At 48.8% G+C, this 17,839-nt stretch carries 16 protein-coding genes; 11 read left to right on the top strand and 5 right to left on the bottom strand.

The window, feature by feature from the left end; all coding sequences use genetic code 11:
• Nucleotides 1-83: 83 nt before the first annotated feature.
• From QGP82_RS18035 to QGP82_RS18045, 3 genes are all read right to left on the bottom strand, one after another.
• Nucleotides 84-647, bottom strand: a complete 564-nt coding sequence (locus QGP82_RS18035; protein WP_499060564.1) for a Uma2 family endonuclease — start codon at nucleotides 645-647, stop codon at nucleotides 84-86.
• 175 nt (nucleotides 648-822) lie between these two features.
• Nucleotides 823-2,556 (bottom strand): ABC transporter ATP-binding protein, encoded by a 1,734-nt coding sequence (locus QGP82_RS18040; RefSeq protein ID WP_499060565.1) that lies wholly within the window; start codon nucleotides 2,554-2,556, stop codon nucleotides 823-825.
• Nucleotides 2,557-2,615: 59 nt separating this feature from the next.
• On the bottom strand, nucleotides 2,616-3,830 hold the full coding sequence (locus QGP82_RS18045) for a lipid-A-disaccharide synthase-related protein (protein WP_163662834.1): 1,215 nt from the start codon (nucleotides 3,828-3,830) through the stop codon (nucleotides 2,616-2,618).
• A 550-nt stretch (nucleotides 3,831-4,380) separates the two neighbouring features.
• Here QGP82_RS18045 and QGP82_RS18050 point away from each other — a divergent pair.
• The 4 genes from QGP82_RS18050 to QGP82_RS18065 all read left to right on the top strand — a co-directional run bounded on the left by QGP82_RS18050 (nucleotide 4,381) and on the right by QGP82_RS18065 (nucleotide 10,334).
• Complete coding sequence (locus tag QGP82_RS18050) at nucleotides 4,381-7,104, top strand: DEAD/DEAH box helicase (RefSeq protein WP_499060566.1); 2,724 nt, start codon at nucleotides 4,381-4,383, stop codon at nucleotides 7,102-7,104.
• A 78-nt stretch (nucleotides 7,105-7,182) separates the two neighbouring features.
• Nucleotides 7,183-7,584, top strand: coding sequence for an Npun_F0494 family protein (locus QGP82_RS18055; RefSeq protein ID WP_163662840.1), 402 nt, complete (start codon nucleotides 7,183-7,185; stop codon nucleotides 7,582-7,584).
• Between the two features lie 352 nt (nucleotides 7,585-7,936).
• Nucleotides 7,937-9,430 carry a cobyric acid synthase CobQ gene (cobQ, locus tag QGP82_RS18060; RefSeq protein WP_163662843.1) on the top strand — a complete coding sequence of 498 codons (1,494 nt, stop codon included), beginning with the start codon at nucleotides 7,937-7,939 and terminating at the stop codon, nucleotides 9,428-9,430.
• 130 nt (nucleotides 9,431-9,560) lie between these two features.
• The gene (locus QGP82_RS18065) at nucleotides 9,561-10,334 is read left to right on the top strand and encodes a sulfite exporter TauE/SafE family protein (protein ID WP_499060567.1); all 774 of its coding nucleotides are present in this window, start codon (nucleotides 9,561-9,563) and stop codon (nucleotides 10,332-10,334) included.
• A gap of 234 nt (nucleotides 10,335-10,568) precedes the next feature.
• Here the strand turns inward: QGP82_RS18065 and psbM are convergent, their stop codons facing one another.
• Together psbM and QGP82_RS18075 are read right to left on the bottom strand one after the other, a co-directional pair.
• A complete protein-coding gene (psbM, locus tag QGP82_RS18070; RefSeq protein ID WP_006516450.1) occupies nucleotides 10,569-10,664 on the bottom strand; it encodes a photosystem II reaction center protein PsbM in 96 nt (31 codons plus the stop codon).
• A gap of 159 nt (nucleotides 10,665-10,823) precedes the next feature.
• Nucleotides 10,824-11,132, bottom strand: coding sequence for a 2Fe-2S iron-sulfur cluster-binding protein (locus tag QGP82_RS18075; RefSeq protein ID WP_163662849.1), 309 nt, complete (start codon nucleotides 11,130-11,132; stop codon nucleotides 10,824-10,826).
• 326 nt (nucleotides 11,133-11,458) lie between these two features.
• Between QGP82_RS18075 and psbB the strand changes: the two genes are divergently transcribed.
• From psbB to QGP82_RS18110, 7 genes are all read left to right on the top strand, one after another.
• On the top strand, nucleotides 11,459-12,988 hold the full coding sequence (gene psbB / locus QGP82_RS18080; RefSeq protein WP_163662852.1) for a photosystem II chlorophyll-binding protein CP47: 1,530 nt from the start codon (nucleotides 11,459-11,461) through the stop codon (nucleotides 12,986-12,988).
• A gap of 140 nt (nucleotides 12,989-13,128) precedes the next feature.
• Entirely contained in the window at nucleotides 13,129-13,227 is a 99-nt protein-coding gene (locus QGP82_RS18085; RefSeq protein ID WP_006516453.1) for a photosystem II reaction center protein T, read from the top strand.
• 209 nt (nucleotides 13,228-13,436) lie between these two features.
• Nucleotides 13,437-13,955, top strand: a complete 519-nt coding sequence (nrdR, locus tag QGP82_RS18090) for a transcriptional regulator NrdR (protein ID WP_499060568.1) — start codon at nucleotides 13,437-13,439, stop codon at nucleotides 13,953-13,955.
• Nucleotides 13,956-14,367: 412 nt separating this feature from the next.
• The gene (locus QGP82_RS18095; protein WP_163662857.1) at nucleotides 14,368-15,366 is read left to right on the top strand and encodes a 30S ribosomal protein S1; all 999 of its coding nucleotides are present in this window, start codon (nucleotides 14,368-14,370) and stop codon (nucleotides 15,364-15,366) included.
• A gap of 131 nt (nucleotides 15,367-15,497) precedes the next feature.
• Entirely contained in the window at nucleotides 15,498-16,259 is a 762-nt protein-coding gene (locus tag QGP82_RS18100) for an HAD family hydrolase (protein WP_499060569.1), read from the top strand.
• 282 nt (nucleotides 16,260-16,541) lie between these two features.
• Complete coding sequence (locus QGP82_RS18105; protein WP_006516457.1) at nucleotides 16,542-16,979, top strand: BlaI/MecI/CopY family transcriptional regulator; 438 nt, start codon at nucleotides 16,542-16,544, stop codon at nucleotides 16,977-16,979.
• Nucleotides 16,980-16,981: 2 nt separating this feature from the next.
• Complete coding sequence (locus tag QGP82_RS18110; RefSeq protein ID WP_163662865.1) at nucleotides 16,982-17,833, top strand: M56 family metallopeptidase; 852 nt, start codon at nucleotides 16,982-16,984, stop codon at nucleotides 17,831-17,833.
• Nucleotides 17,834-17,839: the final 6 nt, after the last annotated feature.

Raw genomic sequence — 17,839 nt, forward strand, 5'->3', positions numbered from 1 at the left:
CTGCGAAACCCAACACCCTCTGGCTCATCGCTTCAGAAAACAGTAAAAACCATGCGGTGCGTTACGTTAACACTAACGGCACCCTACGGAAACACCCCATCCAACTCCAACCATTCCCCCACTGGCAACTCCACCCGCTCCGTTGCCAGGTAAATCGCCTTCTGTCGATAGCCATATTCCCCATGATTATCCTCATAGGGCTCACGGTAAACCTCCAACTGCTGGTTCACCAAATTAAAGATCCAATAATGCAAGATCCCTGACTCCGCATACAGCGCAAGTTTCGTACTACGGTCATACCCCAGCGTCGAGTCCGAAATCTCCATCACCACCCAACAATCCGCCGCCCCCGGATGCCCTTCCAAATAATCATCTTCCCGATATTTTGCTACCACCACATCCGGCGACGGCTCACTATAATCCGACAACGTAATCGGCTCCTGCCCTCGCACCGTAGGCTGCTCCCCCAGCAATAAAATCAACCGCCTCACCAATCGTGTATTGCACACAGAATGGGGCGTACGCTTTGGAGTCTTTTCAATCAGTTCACCCCGAATTAATTCAACCGGTCCATCACCAACGAAACCCAGCTCACCCAACCGGTGAAACTCATCCGTTGTAAATCGCTTGACGGATACAGCAACCATGGTTAGACCTTTGACATAGCTCTAATATAGCGCCGTTGGCTAACTCCGTTGGAGACGCTTTGCGAACGGCTCCGCTCAGCCAACACAGGGTAATCGGTACACTCAGCCAATTTGGGGTAATCGATTACGTGCAGCCAACCGTTCCCCGAGCGGAGTCGAGGGGAAACATCCCCTCTCACTCTTTAAACTGTTGTGCATAAAACTGTTCGTATCGGCCACGCTTTTCTAACAGTTCAAAATGGGTACCTGCTTCAGCAATTTGCCCATTCTCAATAAACAGTATTCGATCCGCTTTGCGCACAGTACTCAACCGATGAGCAATCACAAATACTGTACGATTCTCCATCGCCCGTTCCAGAGCCTCCTGTACTAATGCTTCCGATTCAGAATCCAATGCCGATGTAGCTTCATCCAAAATCAAAATACGTGGGTTCAACAAAATTGCTCGGGCAATGGCAATGCGCTGTCGCTGACCACCCGATAAATTAACGCCGCGTTCTCCTACCCAGGTTTGATACCCCTGGGAGAATTGTTCAATAAAATTGTGGGCATTGGCAATCCTTGCGGCTGCTTCAATAGCGTCATAATCCAGATTCGTCTGACCGTAAGCAATATTTTGCGCAATGGTGCCTGAAAACAATGTTGTTTCCTGGGGAACAATACCAATCTGCTGACGTAGACTCTTTAAAGTCACATCTCGCACATTGGTACCATCGACTAAAATCTCGCCAGCTTGCGGATCGTAAAATCTCGCTAACAGATTCACCAAGGTTGTTTTTCCAGCCCCTGATGGCCCTACTAGTGCCACCACATCTCCAGGCTGTACAAACAGTGAAAGATTATTGAACACTGGCTTGCCAGGCGTGTAGGCAAAGTCAATATTACGATACTCGACTTTACCCGTAATCGGCGGCAAGTCTTGAGCATTCAGTCGCTCACTCAGGCTGGGCTCTTCTGCAAAAATGTCAAATACTCGCTCAACAGAGGCTTCAGTTTGTTTAAAAGTGTTATAGTGCTGCGTCACTAAGTTAATGGGGTCGATTAACAAGGCTACAGCCACCAAAAAGCTCACAAACTCCTTTGGTTGTAAATTCCCCAGCGCAATTTGCCAACCGCCTAGCAAAAACAGAAACATAATGCTGACTGCTTCTAAAAAGCCCACCACGGGATATTGAATTGCAGTCAGATGTTCCGTGCGATATTTAGCAATGCGATTCTCATCGGCCACCTTGCTAAAGCGGCCCACTTCATAGTCGTCAGCAGCAAACGCTTTGACCACTCGGATGTTGCCTAATACCTCAGTCAATAAAGAAGAGAGATTAGAAATTTCATTTTGACTGCGGCGAGAGAGGGCTAACATGCGATTACCAAAGCTGCCAATTAGCCAGGCCATCAACGGTGCAATCAAAAAGCCTGCCAGGGTCAGGGGCCAGTTGAGATAAAACATGTAGATGGGAATGGCAATTAGCTGCAAGACGCAGGAGATAAACTGCTGCGACATCTTATAAATAACTTCGCCAATCCGATCAATGTCCTCAGTCAAACGATAGGAAAGATCACCCGTTTTAGCAGTCGCAAAATAATCAATGCTGAGGCGATGTAAGTGGGCGTAGACTTTTTTTCTCAACTCCAGTACCGATGCTAGGGAAGCACGAATCGAAAAAACTTTCTCCCCATATTGAAACAAGTTTTGAATTAAGAACGCCATGGTGGTCAGCCCTAACCACCTGGCAATATTCGAAACCTGTCCCTGACTAATGTAGTAAGTTACCTGACTAGCCAGATAAGGTAGCGTAACTGTGGTCAGTACATAAAAAACAATGAACACAAACGACCAGCAAAACAGTGGCCACTGGGGCTTTAAAAAAGGCAGCAGTTGCCAATAAACTGAGCGCTGTCGTTGGACCATAGTGTCATTAACTCAAATTCAAAACTCACAATACTTGACAAGCAGGTGCGATCGCACCCTCAAGCTGCCACAATCACTCCAGCATCCAGCTTTTCCAAAGTATCTAGCACCACTTTGGCAATGCGATAGGACGCACCAAACGGACCAAATCGCTCTTGACCATTGGCAACACAGGCTTTCATATACGCCTCATCCTGGATAGTCTTGACGGCATACTGGGCAGCTTCTTTGAAGATGGCCGACGTTGCTGGCTTAGTACCAATCGTTTTCACAGAAAGGCCTAACAGTCTCTCCTGGGCTTCAGCAAAAGCATAGGTAAACTGGGGACCGGGTCCAGGAATTTGTAAAATGGGTTTACCAATGGCCATGGCCTGATCCACCGCTAAACCGGCCATACCTAAAACCAGATCAGTGTGGCAAACAATGTCACTAAACGCATCACTAAAGCATAGGACAGTGGCGATTACTTCACCATCCACCACATAAGTCAGTTTGCCTGGAGCACAATGCCAGCCAATATCAGCCGAAATGGTCTCTAGAGAGGCCATAACGTCAGGCACTAAAGCAGCGCAAAACTGAACTTGAGGATTGAGTTTGGCAATTTCCACCACCAACCCCAAAAGCAATTTCAGATTGTGCATAGCTTCGGGCATTCGCGAGCCCGGTAGTAGGGCCATCATCGGTCGAGCAACATCCAGCTGTAAGTCTTTGCCCTTTGGCTTTAACCGATCAAGAGACGGAATCCCCCCAAACTGGGCTTTAGCCAATCCCTGTTTTTGATAGTCTTTAGCCGTGTAAGCATCCCGCGAGAACAGCGTTAAACAACGGGGAGACTTAAGCACTGCCTTGAGCACCATGTCAATCTTGAGCGTTCCCTCGTACATGGCAGACAGCGATGAGGTAAATGAAATGAAGGGTTTACCGCTAATATAGGCAAAACATTGCCCAACCACATCTCCGGTAGCAAACACTAAATCACAGCTGGGGGCATAGTTTCGTACGGCTTGAATCTGTCGCAACGTCGAGGTTAGTAACCCAGCACGAATGTCACTGAGCAGTCGCAGACGATTAGTATACGTGAACCCTCCCGACGGTAATGTCAGCGTCGGTGACACAATAGGGACATTAATGTTGCGATAGGCATGGCCCTGACCCACAATTGGAATAGCCGCAATATTTAGCTCCGGCTCTAGCTCCCAAAGACTACGAATAATGTGGGAAGAATGGTTATCTTCTCCATGGCCGTTGCTAATAAATAGGAGTTTATGGGACATGGGTAGACGGCAGTTGACCAGAGCAGATCGACAGGGATTTCGCTGAGTCCATAGTACAGCCTGGAGACCATTTACCAGTAGATTGAGACCGCTCGGGAGATTGTCACGAATCGTCTTTCATCGACAATCTTGTAGGGGCTGCGCCTAATCTCGTAGGGGCTGCGCCTTGTGGCAACCCCGCCATATCGGAGGTCACCCGCCCAAGTTCCCTAATGATTCAAAAACTTGGCAGCAGGAAAGCTGTCCGATGACAACATCAGGCGGCTCAAGTCTTAGTGATTAAAGTGGTTGTCTATTTCTTCATCATGGATTTATCTAATTCGTTTAGATACCAGGCACATATCATGGATATCAACTTATAGTTTAGAAATCTGGGTTAGGTGGAGGTGCAGGGAATCAGGAGATATTGCCCCCTAAATTCTTGCCCCCTATCTTTTGACAAACATTTTGCCTTAAACTCTATACCTACTATTAATTCTCCCAACATCCACACTCCTCTGGCACAATGAGGTGGTCAAACTCCCCAATTACGTAAAGGTCTTTCCAGGTTTTGGTCCTAGCACCTGAAAATTTATTTCCGTTTCAGCTCGATCCGTTTCAAATCGACGCTATTGAGGCGCTTAATAAAGGACAGTCCGTAATCGTCTGTGCCCCCACTGGCTCCGGTAAAACCTTGGTGGGTGAATATGCAATCCACCGAGCGATTCACTTCAATAGACGGGTGTTTTACACCACACCGCTCAAGGCTCTGTCGAATCAAAAACTGCGGGATTTTCGTGAGCAGTTCGGCCATAACCAGGTGGGTCTACTCACAGGGGATATGTCCATCAATCGGGATGCCCCCATTCTGGTGATGACCACGGAGATCTTTCGCAACATGCTCTATGGCACCACCATGGGAGAAGTTGGGGATGCCGTTCAGGATGTGCAGGCGGTAATTCTGGACGAATGCCACTATATGAACGATCGCCAACGTGGCACTGTCTGGGAAGAGTCGATTATTTATTGCCCCCCAGAAATTCAACTGGTGGGGCTGTCAGCCACCGTAGCCAATGGCGATCAGCTAACCGACTGGATTGGGAAGATTCATGGCCCCAGTCAGCTGATTTATTCTGACTTTCGCCCTGTTCCCCTCAATATGCATTTTGGAACGGGTAAAGGCATCTTTCCACTCCTAAATAGCAAGAAAACGGCTCTCCACGATCGGCTTAAAAAACATCGCAAGCCCCCTCGCCGCCAGAAGGGGCAAAAGAAAAAGGCCATGACTGCTGGCAATGAATTTCTGGTTGCCCAGCTCCAGCAAAAGGAGATGCTGCCAGCCATTTTCTTTATTTTTAGCCGTAAAGGATGTGACAAGGCGGTACAGAGCATTAGTAGCCTTTCTTTGGTTAACCCTTTAGAAACCCGAGCTCTCAAACAGCGGATTGATGAATTCTTAACTGCTAATCCGGAAGCGGCTCGGGCGGGCCAGGTAGAACCGCTTTATCGAGGAGTTGCCGCTCACCATGCAGGCCTTTTGCCTGCGTGGAAAGGTCTGGTGGAAGAACTCTTCCAGGCGGGGTTGATCAAGGTTGTTTTTGCCACCGAGACCCTGGCAGCAGGCATCAATATGCCTGCGCGCACCACAGTGATTTCTAGTTTGTCAAAGCGCACCGATAGCGGTCATCGGCTGCTCCATGCCTCAGAATTTTTGCAAATGGCAGGACGGGCAGGGCGACGGGGCATGGATGTAGAAGGCCATGTGGTTACCGTAGAAACTCCCTTTGAGGGGGCCAGGGAAGCTGGCTATTTAGCCCTGGCTAAACCAGACCCACTGGTCAGTCAGTTCACCCCTAGCTATGGCATGGTGCTGAATTTACTCCAAACCCATTCCCTGGAGGAGACCCGCGATCTAGTCGAACGCAGTTTTGGTCAATATCTTTCCACCCTGCATCTGACGCCCCAACAACAGGCCATTAATGATGTAGAGCATAATATTGAGCTGATTCGTGAACAGTTGGCAGCCGTTGGCGATGGGCAAATTGCCGAATATGCCAAATTAAAGGAACACCTGCGGGAGGAACGTCGACTGCTGAAAATTTTGGATCAGCAGGCCACGGAAACATTGACTGGCGATCTACACACGGTGATCAACTTTGCGATCGCAGGCACAGTTCTATCCCTCAAGGGAAAACATATCCCCGTCGCCAACCCGATACCAGCGGTATTGGTCACTAAATTACAGGGGCCAAACAAGGTGCCCTATCTAGTATGTCTGACCGGTGATAACCAATGGCTCATGGCAGCTCCCCGCGATGTTTTTGCGCTGTATGAAAAATATGAGCGCATCGCTGCGGTGGATCACCTGATTCCACCTGATGCTCTCACCATGAAAGCGGGCAACAAATGCCCTGGCGATGAAACTACGGCTGCGGTAGCTCAAGCTGTTCCCCAAGAGTTACCGACATTGGATGAGCTCGCACCGGAGGTCAAAGAACAGCGCGATCGCATGCTCTCTGTAGAGGCCAAGTTAGACAGTCATCCCCTCAATCAATTTGGCAAGCCCAAAACCCTATTGAAAAAGCAACAGCGGCTTTCAACCCTGGAAGCTGAGCTGAGCGATCGCAAAGCCAAATACAACAAATATGCAGGTCGCTATTGGCAAGAATTCCTCAATCTGATGGCCATTCTTGAAAATTTTGGCGGTTTAGAAAATAACCAGCCGACCAATTTTGGCAAAATGGCCGCCGCGATTCGAGGAGAAAATGAGCTGTGGATAGCCTTGGCCCTGGGCTCTGGTGAATTTGATCATCTGCCGCCCCATCAGTTTGCCGCTGCTTGCGCAGCCATTGTCACCGAAATCACCCGCCCCGATACCTGGACCCGATACCGCACATCTCATGCTGTGACAGCAGCCTTAGAAGGTCTGCGTTCCACACGGCGTCAAATATTTCAGCAGCAGCGGCGCTACCAGGTCACCCTGCCAGTATCCCTGGAATGGAATCTCATTGCGCTGGTGGAAACATGGGCGTTAGAAACCGAATGGAATGAGCTTTGCCAAAACACCAGTCTTGACGAAGGGGATGTCGTTCGAATTCTGCGGCGCACCCTCGATATATTGGCCCAAATTCCCCACGTACCATTTTTGCCCAGCACTGTTAAATCAACCGCTCGCCAGGCAGCCCACCTGCTCAATCGTTTCCCAGTTAATGAAGCGGGAGATGCAGCGAATGGGTTAAACAGGGATACTGAAGAAACTATGGGTACCGCAACTATTGAGACCGAAGAAGAATAATTGCGTAGTAGGGTGGGCGCTGCCCACCCTACCCAATATCTGCCCCCCCATTGCCTACTGCCAATTGACGATTTGCCCATGACTTCGACATCTCTGCCCCTCTCCCCCAAAACCCTGACTCGCGCCAAGCGAGCTGTGCGCTGTGCCCCGTTTTATATGAAGCTGCTAGCGACGATGCGATCGCAAAGCGTTCCCCTACGTGCCATTATGGACGCACGTGGCATGCTCAGCGGTTACACACGCCAGCCCCTCTCCGAAGTAGCCGCCGACAATCATCTGGGCTGGTTAATAACCGTCGGCATCGTCCGTCGCGAAGTCGATGGCCAAGGCTTGACCGACAGCTTTCGTCTGACACCCATTGGCCGCCAACTTGTAGAACAATGGGAAGCAGCAGGTCGTCCGGATTCCACTGGGAGCCCCCTGGATTATTTACTCAATGCCAGAAACCGTTGGTTAAGACTACCGACTTGGCTATCGTAGCCAGGTAAATTTTGAGACTATCGTCTACAGCTGCGACAGTGCGCAAAAGTGACGATGTCTAAGTAATGAAGTTTGGGTAAGTTTAAGCAATAGTGCGGATGGTTAACCACCAACTGACCTATCAGCAGGTGATGAGCATCCTCAACACAACTGCTGTTAAGCTTTACCCAAACCACAGCAGCCTGCCAACACGTTAAGTTTCAGGATTCACTACTCACCTTACTTATTCAAGTTTCTAGTCTTATACATCACAATTCCCAAACCTTGTATCGAAAAGCCGTTATTTCAGTTATCTATCTCAACTCAATATTGCAATCACTAAAAATTCAATTAAACCGGGAGACGCTCTAGCATGAAGGCCATTATGGTAGTGGGTACTACCTCCCACGCAGGGAAATCTCTACTCGTCACAGCACTTTGTCGTATGTTGAGCCGTCGTGGCTGGCGAGTAGCTCCCTTCAAGGGACACAATACCGCCCCTAACACCTACGTCACCGCTAACGGCGCTGAAATCGGTTATCCCCAAGCAGTACAAGCCTGGGCAGCAGGTGTCTCTCCGCAGGCCGAAATGAATCCAGTCCTGCTAAAACCTCAAAACGGCCAAGCATCTCAGGTCATCATCAAAGGTCGTCCCGTTGGCCAAACCACGCCGACCCACTATTACGAGACTTATTTTGAAACCGGTTGGCAAGCAGTACAAGAAAGCCTGGCGCGCTTGGGCCAAGAATTTGACCTACTGATTTGTGAAGGAGACGGCAACCCGGCCGAAATCAATATCAAACAGCGAGATCTCGCTAATATGCGAGTGGCCAAAGCCCTAAAAGCTCCGACCATATTGGTTACTGACATTGATCGGGGTGGAGCCTTTGCCCATATCGTCGGCACCCTTGAGCTACTAGAGCCCGATGAACGTGAGCTGGTCAAAGGCATCGTTATCAATAAGTTTCGCGGTCAAAAGAGTCTGCTTCAGCCGGGCATTGATTGGATAGAAAAGCGCACAGGCATTCCAGTTCTGGGTGTGATCCCCTGGATTGAAAGCGCGTCCCCTAGAGAAAACTCCGTTTCCCTCATGGACCGCCCTGTGGAAAAACAATCCGCCGAACTCAATATCGCGGTTATTCGCCTACCCAGGATTTCTAACTTCACAGATTTTGATCCTCTAGAGGCTGAACCCTCAGTTAATGTCAGGTATCTCAGTCCTAAGGATGATTTGGGACATCCCGACGCTGTGATTTTGCCAGGAACCAAAACAGCCATTGCTGACTTGCTGATTTTGCAACGCACCGGCATGGCTGAGGCAATTCAAAACTACGCAGCAGCAGGAGGCACAGTCCTCGGTATTTGCGGTGGCTTCCAGCTAATGGGACAAATGCTAGCTGACCCAGAAGGTCTAGAAGGTCAAGAAGGCCGCTTTAGGGGTCTGAGCATTCTGCCTTTGCGCACAGTGATTACCCAAAACAAAGTGGCACGTCAGCGGTCTGTAAGCTCGAAGTACCCCCAAGAAGGCTTACCCGTCAATGGCTATGAGATTCACCACGGGCGTACTCAGCTAGTGATGACCCCTGAAGGTGGTGAACCAGGGCCTAAGTTCCAGCCCATTTTCGACGATCGCAGTCTGGGTATCGTCGACGAGACTGAATCCCTGTGGGGCACTTACTTACACGGTATTTTTGATAATGGACCCTGGCGACGAGCCTGGCTAAATCGCCTCAGACAGCAGCGGGGCTTGGGGTCTTTACCCACTGGCATTGCTAATTACCGCGACCAGCGGGATTCTACGCTAAACGAACTGGCCAATACCGTTGAGCAGTACATTAACCTAGAGCCGATCCTGAACCAGTCCTAAGCGATACGGCCCCAGGGTCAGTAAATAGCCGTTGGGACCCCTACCATAATTATATTTTCTCTGCATGACCTAGGCATTCATCATCCCAACAACTGTGGGAAAATGCTGAAATTGTCTACTTCATCCACCCATGCCCCTTCCCCATAGTGTCTTGTTAACGTTAGGTGGCTTAGCTGCAGGGGTATTAGCGGGACTGCTGGGTATTGGTGGCGGTGTGCTGATGGTGCCTTTATTGCTGTTATTTGGCATCAATGTAGACCAAGCAGCTGCCACCAGTTTGTTCGCTATTTTAATCACAGCCACCACAGGCAGTTTTCAAAACTGGCGCATGGGTTACCTACAGCCCAACCAAGTTGTGCTGTTGGCAATCCCAGCAGCCACCCTAGTCATCATAGGCACAGAGTTTGGAGAATTACTTTCCGAACACTGGCGACGAGCCGCATTTGGCATATTGCTGCTAGCCAATATCTACCTGGTTAGCTTAAAGAAGCGGGTGGCGACCACAGTCCAGCCCCCCAATCAGATCCCTCCCATTACCGCTCGTTTAATTACCGGTAGCACCTCAGGGTTTATGGCCGGTTTGTTCGGTGTGGGCGGCGGCGTCGTGATGGTGCCCTTACAGATATTACTGATGAATACCGGCATGAAAACTGCTGTCCGTAATAGCTTGGCCGTCATTGCTCTGACCTCATGTGTTGCCTGCATCCACAACAGCCTTAAGGGAGATATCGTCTATGGAGCTGGTTTGAGCCTGGGTCTAGGTGGTCTGGTGGGCGTCCAAATCAGCACTCGTTTTTTACCCAAACTGCCAGAACAGGTTGTTAGCGTATTATTTCGTATCCTGCTGTGCGTTTTAGCCACCTATGTATTTTGGCAAGCATGGCAAGCCTACAGCAGGGTATAAGGAACCATAAAAATGGGTACTTAGCCATGGCCAGTACCCATACCTAGCCTTAAAACAGCTAGCCTGAGATATTTAATATCTGCTCTAAGTATCTGCAAAAGTCCGCAATAGACTAAGCGCAATATAAATAAACAAAAATGCTCATTTAGTCTGACGATCGGCTTCTGCACAAAAAAGCTTTCGGCTTGGTATCAACAGAAAGCTGAGCTCACTGTTGCCATGTTGACCCATCTACTATTCTTTAGTCTGAATGTAAAGAATAAGCAGGAATACGGTTGGGACAAACACGAAAAGGATGCTGGCTACAAACCCCAGATTATTAACTTCCATAGGACTCAGCTATTATCTCTCTCAACAACAAACCACATGGCTAAGCATATCACTCTGGTTCAACTCAATGAAGCCACAGCTTTGTGAATTGAAGTTAGCGATACAGCTAGCTCAAAAGCTAACTAAATCCCAATAAATCAACTGAATGCATTCGATGCATCACTTTTTCTTCTTCGGTTTAGTCACCACACTAATCGGTCCATTGACCAGCGTCTGACATGCCAAGCGGCAGTTACCAGGACGTTTTTTGAGTTTTTTTTCTTCCACTGCAGTACGCGGAGATAGGTTATCTAACCCTTCAGTGATTTCAACGACACATAAACCACATTGACCATATCCACCGCAGTTCATCATTTTGCCAGTGAATGTATAGACATCAACGCGGTTATCTATCGCCTTCTGACGTAGATTCGCTCCATCCGCCGCTGTGACCTCAACATCTTCTTTAACAAACTTAATAGTGGGCATCGAAGGGCTCCAAAAGCAATCGCTATAACGTCGAGAATGCCGCGAGTGTCACAATCCCAAGCAATTCAGCTTGCATTGGATTATGAACTCTAGTTACACTTCTTTATACACTTTAATCTTTGGATTTGAGTGGATTAGTCCGTCGGGAATCGTCTGGATTCATTACCGCATAAGGCTATCTGTCCATCATCTCCAGTTTTCTTCACTGCTAAATAGCAATTCATTGGGGCTTGCCTTTGGAGTCAATGGGGGGATCTGGTAGCCTGTTTGTATCGGTATTTTAATGTACGGCTAACATTTCCAAACTAGGAGGAGGCGCGTAGTCAATGGGACTACCCTGGTACCGGGTACATACAGTCGTTATTAACGATCCCGGACGACTGATTTCTGTACACCTAATGCATACTGCACTTGTGGCAGGCTGGGCTGGCTCTATGGCCCTGTTTGAGCTTGCTACATTTGACCCAAGTGATCCTGCCCTGAACCCCATGTGGCGTCAGGGAATGTTTGTTCTTCCCTTCATGTCTCGCCTCGGTGTAACCGGGTCTTGGGGCGGTTGGAGTGTGACTGGTGAGACAGGTGTTGATCCTGGCTTCTGGTCTTTTGAAGGCGTTGCACTGGCACACATCGTGCTATCTGGCCTACTGTTCTTAGCAGCAGTTTGGCACTGGGTTTTCTGGGATTTGGATCTATTCCGTGACCCCCGAACTGGTGAGCCCGCTTTGGACTTACCTAAGATGTTCGGTATTCACCTGTTCTTATCTGGTTTACTTTGCTTCGGTTTCGGAGCATTCCATCTAACCGGTGTCTGGGGACCTGGTATGTGGGTATCTGACCCCTATGCCATCACTGGGCACGTTCAACCCGTCGCTCCTGAATGGGGTCCTGCTGGATTTAACCCCTACAATGCGGGTGGTATTGTGGCTCACCACATTGCCGCTGGTATTGTCGGCATTGTGGCAGGCCTATTCCACCTGACGGTGCGCCCACCTCAGCGTCTTTATAAGGCGTTGCGTATGGGTAACATCGAAACGGTACTATCCAGTAGTATTGCCGCTGTTTTCTTTGCAGCATTCGTAGTGGCTGGCACCATGTGGTATGGCAACGCGACTACTCCTGTTGAGTTGTTTGGCCCTACCCGCTATCAGTGGGACTCTGGTTATTACCAACAAGAGATTGAGCGCCGTGTACAAGCCGACATGGCTGACGGACTAAGCCGTACTGAAGCTTATCAGAATATTCCTGAGAAGCTCGCTTTCTATGACTATGTTGGCAACAGCCCTGCTAAGGGCGGTTTGTTCCGCGTAGGTCCTATGGATAGTGGTGACGGGATTGCAACTAGCTGGCTTGGCCATCCTGTCTTCAAAGATGCTGAGGGTCGTGAGCTTTCTGTTCGCCGTTTGCCCAACTTCTTTGAGACTTTCCCAGTGATCTTGACTGACTCCAGCGGTGTAGTTCGTGCGGATATTCCGTTCCGACGTGCTGAGTCTCAGTTCAGTATTGAGCAGACTGGTGTAACCGTTTCTTTCTACGGTGGTGAGCTAGATGGTCAAACTATCAAGGATCCCGCTCGGGTTAAGCGCTACGCCCGTAAGGCTTTACTAGGTGAACCTTTCGAATTCGACCTTGAGACTCTAGAGTCTGACGGTGTATTCCGTTCTAGTCCTCGCGGTTGGTTTACCTTTGGCCACGCGGTGTTTGCACTGCTGTTCTTCTTTGGCCACATCTGGCATGGTTCCCGGACTCTATACCGCGACGTATTCGCTGGTATTGACCCCGACCTCTCTGAGGAGCAGGTTGAGTGGGGCTTCTTCCAGAAGGTTGGAGACACGACTACTCGTGCAACAAATCGTTAAGTACGAGTCTTAGGCTAAGGAAATGGCCCAGCGAATGGATTACGCTGGGCCATTTTTTTGGAATAATGGTAGTAACCAATGGCAACCATTGCTTGTTTCTACAGCAGTGGAACTGACTGTAAATTGAGTAGGACGAAACCATGGAAAGTGTTGCTTACATTCTGATTTTCACCTGTATTATCGGTACGCTCTTTTTTGCGATCGCATTTCGTGAGCCCCCCCGGATCAAAAAAGACTAAAGATGTTCGATTGCCAAGCCCAAATCAATCATTGAACCAGCTTGGCAACTAGCATATCTGTTACCTAACAGAGTCTGGATGACATAATAGAGGTACTAACTTCTTTGCATTTAGCGAAGTTAGCCTCTATTTTTGTTTTAAGCGTGGTCTAATAAGCGGGCCGCTGATTAAAGCGGCCCTCACTTCACTGATTTTGGGTTTAGTGGTTTATGCAGTGTCCCTTTTGCCAGCATCCCAGCAATCGTGTCTTAGAATCGAGATCGGCAGAATCTGGCCGTAGCATTCGACGTCGTCGGGAGTGCCTCAAGTGCAATAGTCGGTTCACCACCTATGAGCGCATTGAATATGTGCCCATCACTGTGGTTAAGCGCAATAACAATCGGGAATTATTTAATCGCTCCAAACTCCTTAGAGGCATTGCTCGAGCCTGCGAAAAAACAGGCATTGAAGCCAGTCGTTTAGAAACCATCGTTGACAATATCGAAGCAGACCTACAGCAGCGCACAACCAGAGAAATTGCTAGTGCAGACATTGGTGAGCTTGTTTTACAGCAGCTCCAACCCTTAAGCGAAGTTGCGTATGTCCGCTTTGCATCGGTATATCGTCAATTTACTGGCATTCGAGACTTTGCAGATGCCCTCAACCACTTACAGGAGGACGAAGCAACGACCGAAACCCAGCCCTACATAACCAACGGTAATTGTAACGGTTCGGCATTAACCGTGTAGGATGTGGCCCCTTGAAAATACAATTCTCAAGAAATAAGCCTACATCAATACATTAATAGTCAGTGACAGCAGGACTAAATTCACTTATCATAAATAGTCTTGCGAAGGTTTGTGTAGTTTGCTAATTTTCGGTACGGGTTTCCGTGTCGAGCCCTCATGTGTGTTAGTATTACTTGCTTTGCAAGGCTCTAAGTCCTGAGCCCAGTTCAGGTTCATGTCAGCATTTTAGATAGCAATTAGCAATCTATCTAGGAGTCTGACCACTCAGAGCTATTTAGTAAAGGGTTAACGGTAGCGCATTTTGAGTGATGCCCTAGCCTTGTCTGAGATAAAATCTGGATCAATGTAGGGGCGGCACACAGACGCACAACATGTCCACTCAATTATGGAGAAACCGTAGGAAACATCTAGCATGGTCAATCTTGAAACGACACAAGCCGATATTGGTTTTACTCATGAAGACTTTGAAGCTTTATTAGATCAGTACGATTACCATTTCAGTCCTGGTGATATCGTTCCTGGGACAGTTTTTAGCATCGAGCCTAGGGGCGCTTTGATTGATATTGGTGCAAAAACCGCTGCTTATTTGCCCATCCAAGAGATGTCAATCAATCGTGTCGAAGCTGCGGATGAGGTGCTTCAGTCCAATGAGACTCGTGAATTTTTCATCTTGACAGATGAAAATGAAGATGGCCAGCTAACCCTCTCCATTCGACGCATTGAATATATGCGAGCGTGGGAGCGTGTACGTCAGCTACAAAACGAGGACGCTACTGTTCGCTCTGATGTATTTGCCACTAACCGTGGTGGAGCTTTGGTAAGAATTGAAGGGCTGCGCGGATTTATCCCCGGTTCCCACATCAGTACTCGCAAACCTAAGGAAGATCTTGTCGGTGAAGCTCTTCCCCTGAAGTTTCTTGAAGTTGATGAAGAGCGAAACCGTCTTGTATTGAGCCATCGTCGTGCGTTAGTTGAGCGTAAGATGAACGGTCTGCAAGTGGGCGAAGTGGTGATTGGTGCAGTACGCGGTCTCAAGCCCTACGGTGCCTTTATCGATATCGGTGGTGTCAGCGGTCTGTTGCACATTTCTGAAATCTCTCATGATCACATCGATACGCCCAATACGGTGCTCAATGTGAATGATGAGATCAAGGTCATGATCATTGATCTTGATGCTGAGCGTGGCCGCATTTCACTATCCACCAAACAGCTTGAGCCCGAACCCGGTGATATGGTCAAGAACCCTGACATCGTGTTTGAGAAAGCCGAGGAAATGGCTGAGCGCTATCGTCAACAATTGTTGAAAGCGGCTGAAGCTGAAGCCGCTGCCGCTGCTGGCGAGGTTGAAGCTAGCGACGACGACGACGTCTACACCGATGAAGATGCAACGGCAATGGCTGTTGCGGAGTAATTAGCTCTCTTCAGCAGAAAGCCATCTACTTCAGATAGCAAGGCTACTCAGGTAACCTGACACTTGCTTGAGCTAAATGTGGGACGTAACGTCCCACATTTTTTATTGTTTATTTCGTCACAGTTAAGTCCGTGGTCACTGTCTTTTGTAACGGCAAACAGTTTACAAACATCGATGCTGTCTTTTTAGACAAAGACGGTACCCTAGCCAATGTGGCTGCTTACCTTCAGCAGTTGGGCTATAACCAGGCAAAGCTGATGGAGCAAAGTTTACCAGGGGCCTATGGGCTTACCCTCAAGGCATTGGGCATAGACTCTACGGGTTTAAGTGCTTCTGGATTATTAGCCGTAGGCAGTCGCCAAGAAACTATTATTGGAACCGCTGCTGCTGCTGCCATGGCAGGATACCCATGGGTAAAGGCATTAGAACTGGCAATTCACAGTCTGACAGTAGCGGATCAGCAATGTTCACCTAAAGCTGCTTACACCCCGCTCCTCCCCGGCGTTTTAGATTTTTTACAGCGGTTAAGGCACGTGGGACTAAACGTGATCATGGTTTCTGCTGACACCCAGAGCAATCTTGAGGACTTTGTTAATCGTTATCAGCTACAGACCTACTTTGACAAGCTCCAGGGTACCAGTAGCCCACATCCTACCAAGGGCGCACCAGATTTTTTGCCCGCCGCGTGCCAAAGCATCGGACTCTCACCTGGGCAGGGAATGGTTATTGGGGATTCCACCAGTGATTTACGCATGGCTCAGTCAACTGGCGGCTTTATTGGTTATTTAGGTGGCTGGCAGCCTACCCTGTCTGAAACTGACATCCTTGATGATGAATGCAGCGGCGTAATCTGTGGGTTTGCTAACGACTTTAGTCAGATCACAATGCACTAAATCTTGATTCAGATCGCTAGACTCGTTTTTTATAGCAGTCGCGATCAAAGTCGCACAAGAAGACAAAAAATAAAATAGAGGTGGCAAGTACCACCTCTAAATTCAACCTTGATTTGCACATCTGCGCATTTAAGTTTCTCTATTCTGTTAGTTAACTCTGGATATCTCAAGTGACACTTGGTCACAGTTTATAGTTGTGTGAGTAATATGAGACCCGCAATGAGAATATCGGACTTCGGGCGATACACTGGTTAGGGAAACTAGTGTCTTCAGAGTTAGCCGATGTCGAAATTTCCGGCCTACCGCCCCAAGCGATTGTCGTTGGGGCCACTCGAAACTGAAATCTTGGATATCCTATGGCAATTGGGAACGACATCAGCAACGGCAATTCATAACCAAATTCTGGAAGATATTGACCGGGATTTGACCTATTCATCGGTGGCTACGGTGCTACGTCGCCTCGAAAAAAAGGGTTGGATTGCTAAGCGGCGGGTGGGCAGGGCTTATCATTGGGAGCCCCTACTTTCAGCCAACAATGCCAAAATTCTGGAATCCCATGAGCGTTTACATCAGTTTTTAGCAGCTAGTAATCCAGATATTGTGGCGGCCTTTGCAGATACCCTTGACCAAGATAGTTTGGACCAGCTAGAAGCCATTACCAAACGTATTCAGGCAGCGCGACGAGCTCGCTCAAACAACCAACAGGGGCAGGAGAAATAGCCATGATGCATGTGAGTTTAATGGGGGGTGCGATCGCAACCGCAATCCTACTCCGGTTGGCCCTCACTGGACGCTGTCTACAAAATGCGCACTGGCTAACGGTTTTATCCCTATTACTGATATCCCCCATCTTGCTACTAACCACTGCGGTGGCCATTATTATCATGGGTCCCCACGGTCATGTAGTCAGCCCCTTGGAAGGCTGGATTAGTTACACAACCGCCTGGTTATTTTTAGTCGTTAGCCTGGGCATCTTGATTTACCTGAGATGGCAAGCCCACAAGAGCATTGTCCACATCCGGCAATATCCTCAGCAAATGGTGCAGGGTACTCCCAGTCGATTAATGGATGAAGACACCGCATTTAGTGCACAAATCGGGCTCTGGTCGTCGGAGTTAGTGATTAGCCAGGGACTCATCGACACCCTTGACAGTGAACATTTAGCGGCAGTGATTGCCCATGAAAAAGCGCATTATCACTACCGCGACACGTTTTGGTTCTTCTGGTTAGGATGGCTGCGACGTATCACCTGTTGGCTGCCTTACACGGATGAACTTTGGCAGGAGTTACTACTCCTACGAGAAATTCGAGCCGATGACTGGGCTACCCACTCGGTTGATCGTTTAACCTTGGCAGAATCCTTGGTACAGGTCATTGCCGCCCCCCTTTCACCGATAACAGTTGCTAACTTTAGCTGTACGGTTCCTAGCAGTCGATTAAGTCGACGGATTGATGCGTTGTTATCAGACCATGATTATGGGTTTCAACCCCAATGGTCCTTCGTCACCTATGGCTGCCTTTCAGGGTTAGTGGTGGGCTTATTGCCCCTCTGCTCCATTCCCTTCCACCACTAGCTTGAC

Origin of the sequence: Leptothoe sp. LEGE 181152, assembly GCF_032906605.1 — a bacterium.
In the GTDB taxonomy this organism is placed as follows: domain Bacteria; phylum Cyanobacteriota; class Cyanobacteriia; order Phormidesmidales; family Phormidesmidaceae; genus Leptothoe; species Leptothoe turfae.

Bases quoted from the DNA above. Each gene is read 5' to 3' on its own strand.
- QGP82_RS18035 (WP_499060564.1), bottom strand. From the start codon at position 647: ATGGTTGCTGTATCCGTCAAGCGATTTACAACGGATGAGTTTCACCGG.
- QGP82_RS18040 (WP_499060565.1), bottom strand. From the start codon at position 2,556: ATGGTCCAACGACAGCGCTCAGTTTATTGGCAACTGCTGCCTTTTTTA.
- QGP82_RS18045 (WP_163662834.1), bottom strand. From the start codon at position 3,830: ATGTCCCATAAACTCCTATTTATTAGCAACGGCCATGGAGAAGATAAC.
- QGP82_RS18055 (WP_163662840.1), top strand. From the start codon at position 7,183: ATGACTTCGACATCTCTGCCCCTCTCCCCCAAAACCCTGACTCGCGCC.
- cobQ (WP_163662843.1), top strand. From the start codon at position 7,937: ATGAAGGCCATTATGGTAGTGGGTACTACCTCCCACGCAGGGAAATCT.
- QGP82_RS18065 (WP_499060567.1), top strand. From the start codon at position 9,561: ATGCCCCTTCCCCATAGTGTCTTGTTAACGTTAGGTGGCTTAGCTGCA.
- psbM (WP_006516450.1), bottom strand. From the start codon at position 10,664: ATGGAAGTTAATAATCTGGGGTTTGTAGCCAGCATCCTTTTCGTGTTT.
- QGP82_RS18075 (WP_163662849.1), bottom strand. From the start codon at position 11,132: ATGCCCACTATTAAGTTTGTTAAAGAAGATGTTGAGGTCACAGCGGCG.
- psbB (WP_163662852.1), top strand. From the start codon at position 11,459: ATGGGACTACCCTGGTACCGGGTACATACAGTCGTTATTAACGATCCC.
- QGP82_RS18085 (WP_006516453.1), top strand. From the start codon at position 13,129: ATGGAAAGTGTTGCTTACATTCTGATTTTCACCTGTATTATCGGTACG.
- nrdR (WP_499060568.1), top strand. From the start codon at position 13,437: ATGCAGTGTCCCTTTTGCCAGCATCCCAGCAATCGTGTCTTAGAATCG.
- QGP82_RS18095 (WP_163662857.1), top strand. From the start codon at position 14,368: ATGGTCAATCTTGAAACGACACAAGCCGATATTGGTTTTACTCATGAA.
- QGP82_RS18105 (WP_006516457.1), top strand. From the start codon at position 16,542: ATGTCGAAATTTCCGGCCTACCGCCCCAAGCGATTGTCGTTGGGGCCA.
- QGP82_RS18110 (WP_163662865.1), top strand. From the start codon at position 16,982: ATGATGCATGTGAGTTTAATGGGGGGTGCGATCGCAACCGCAATCCTA.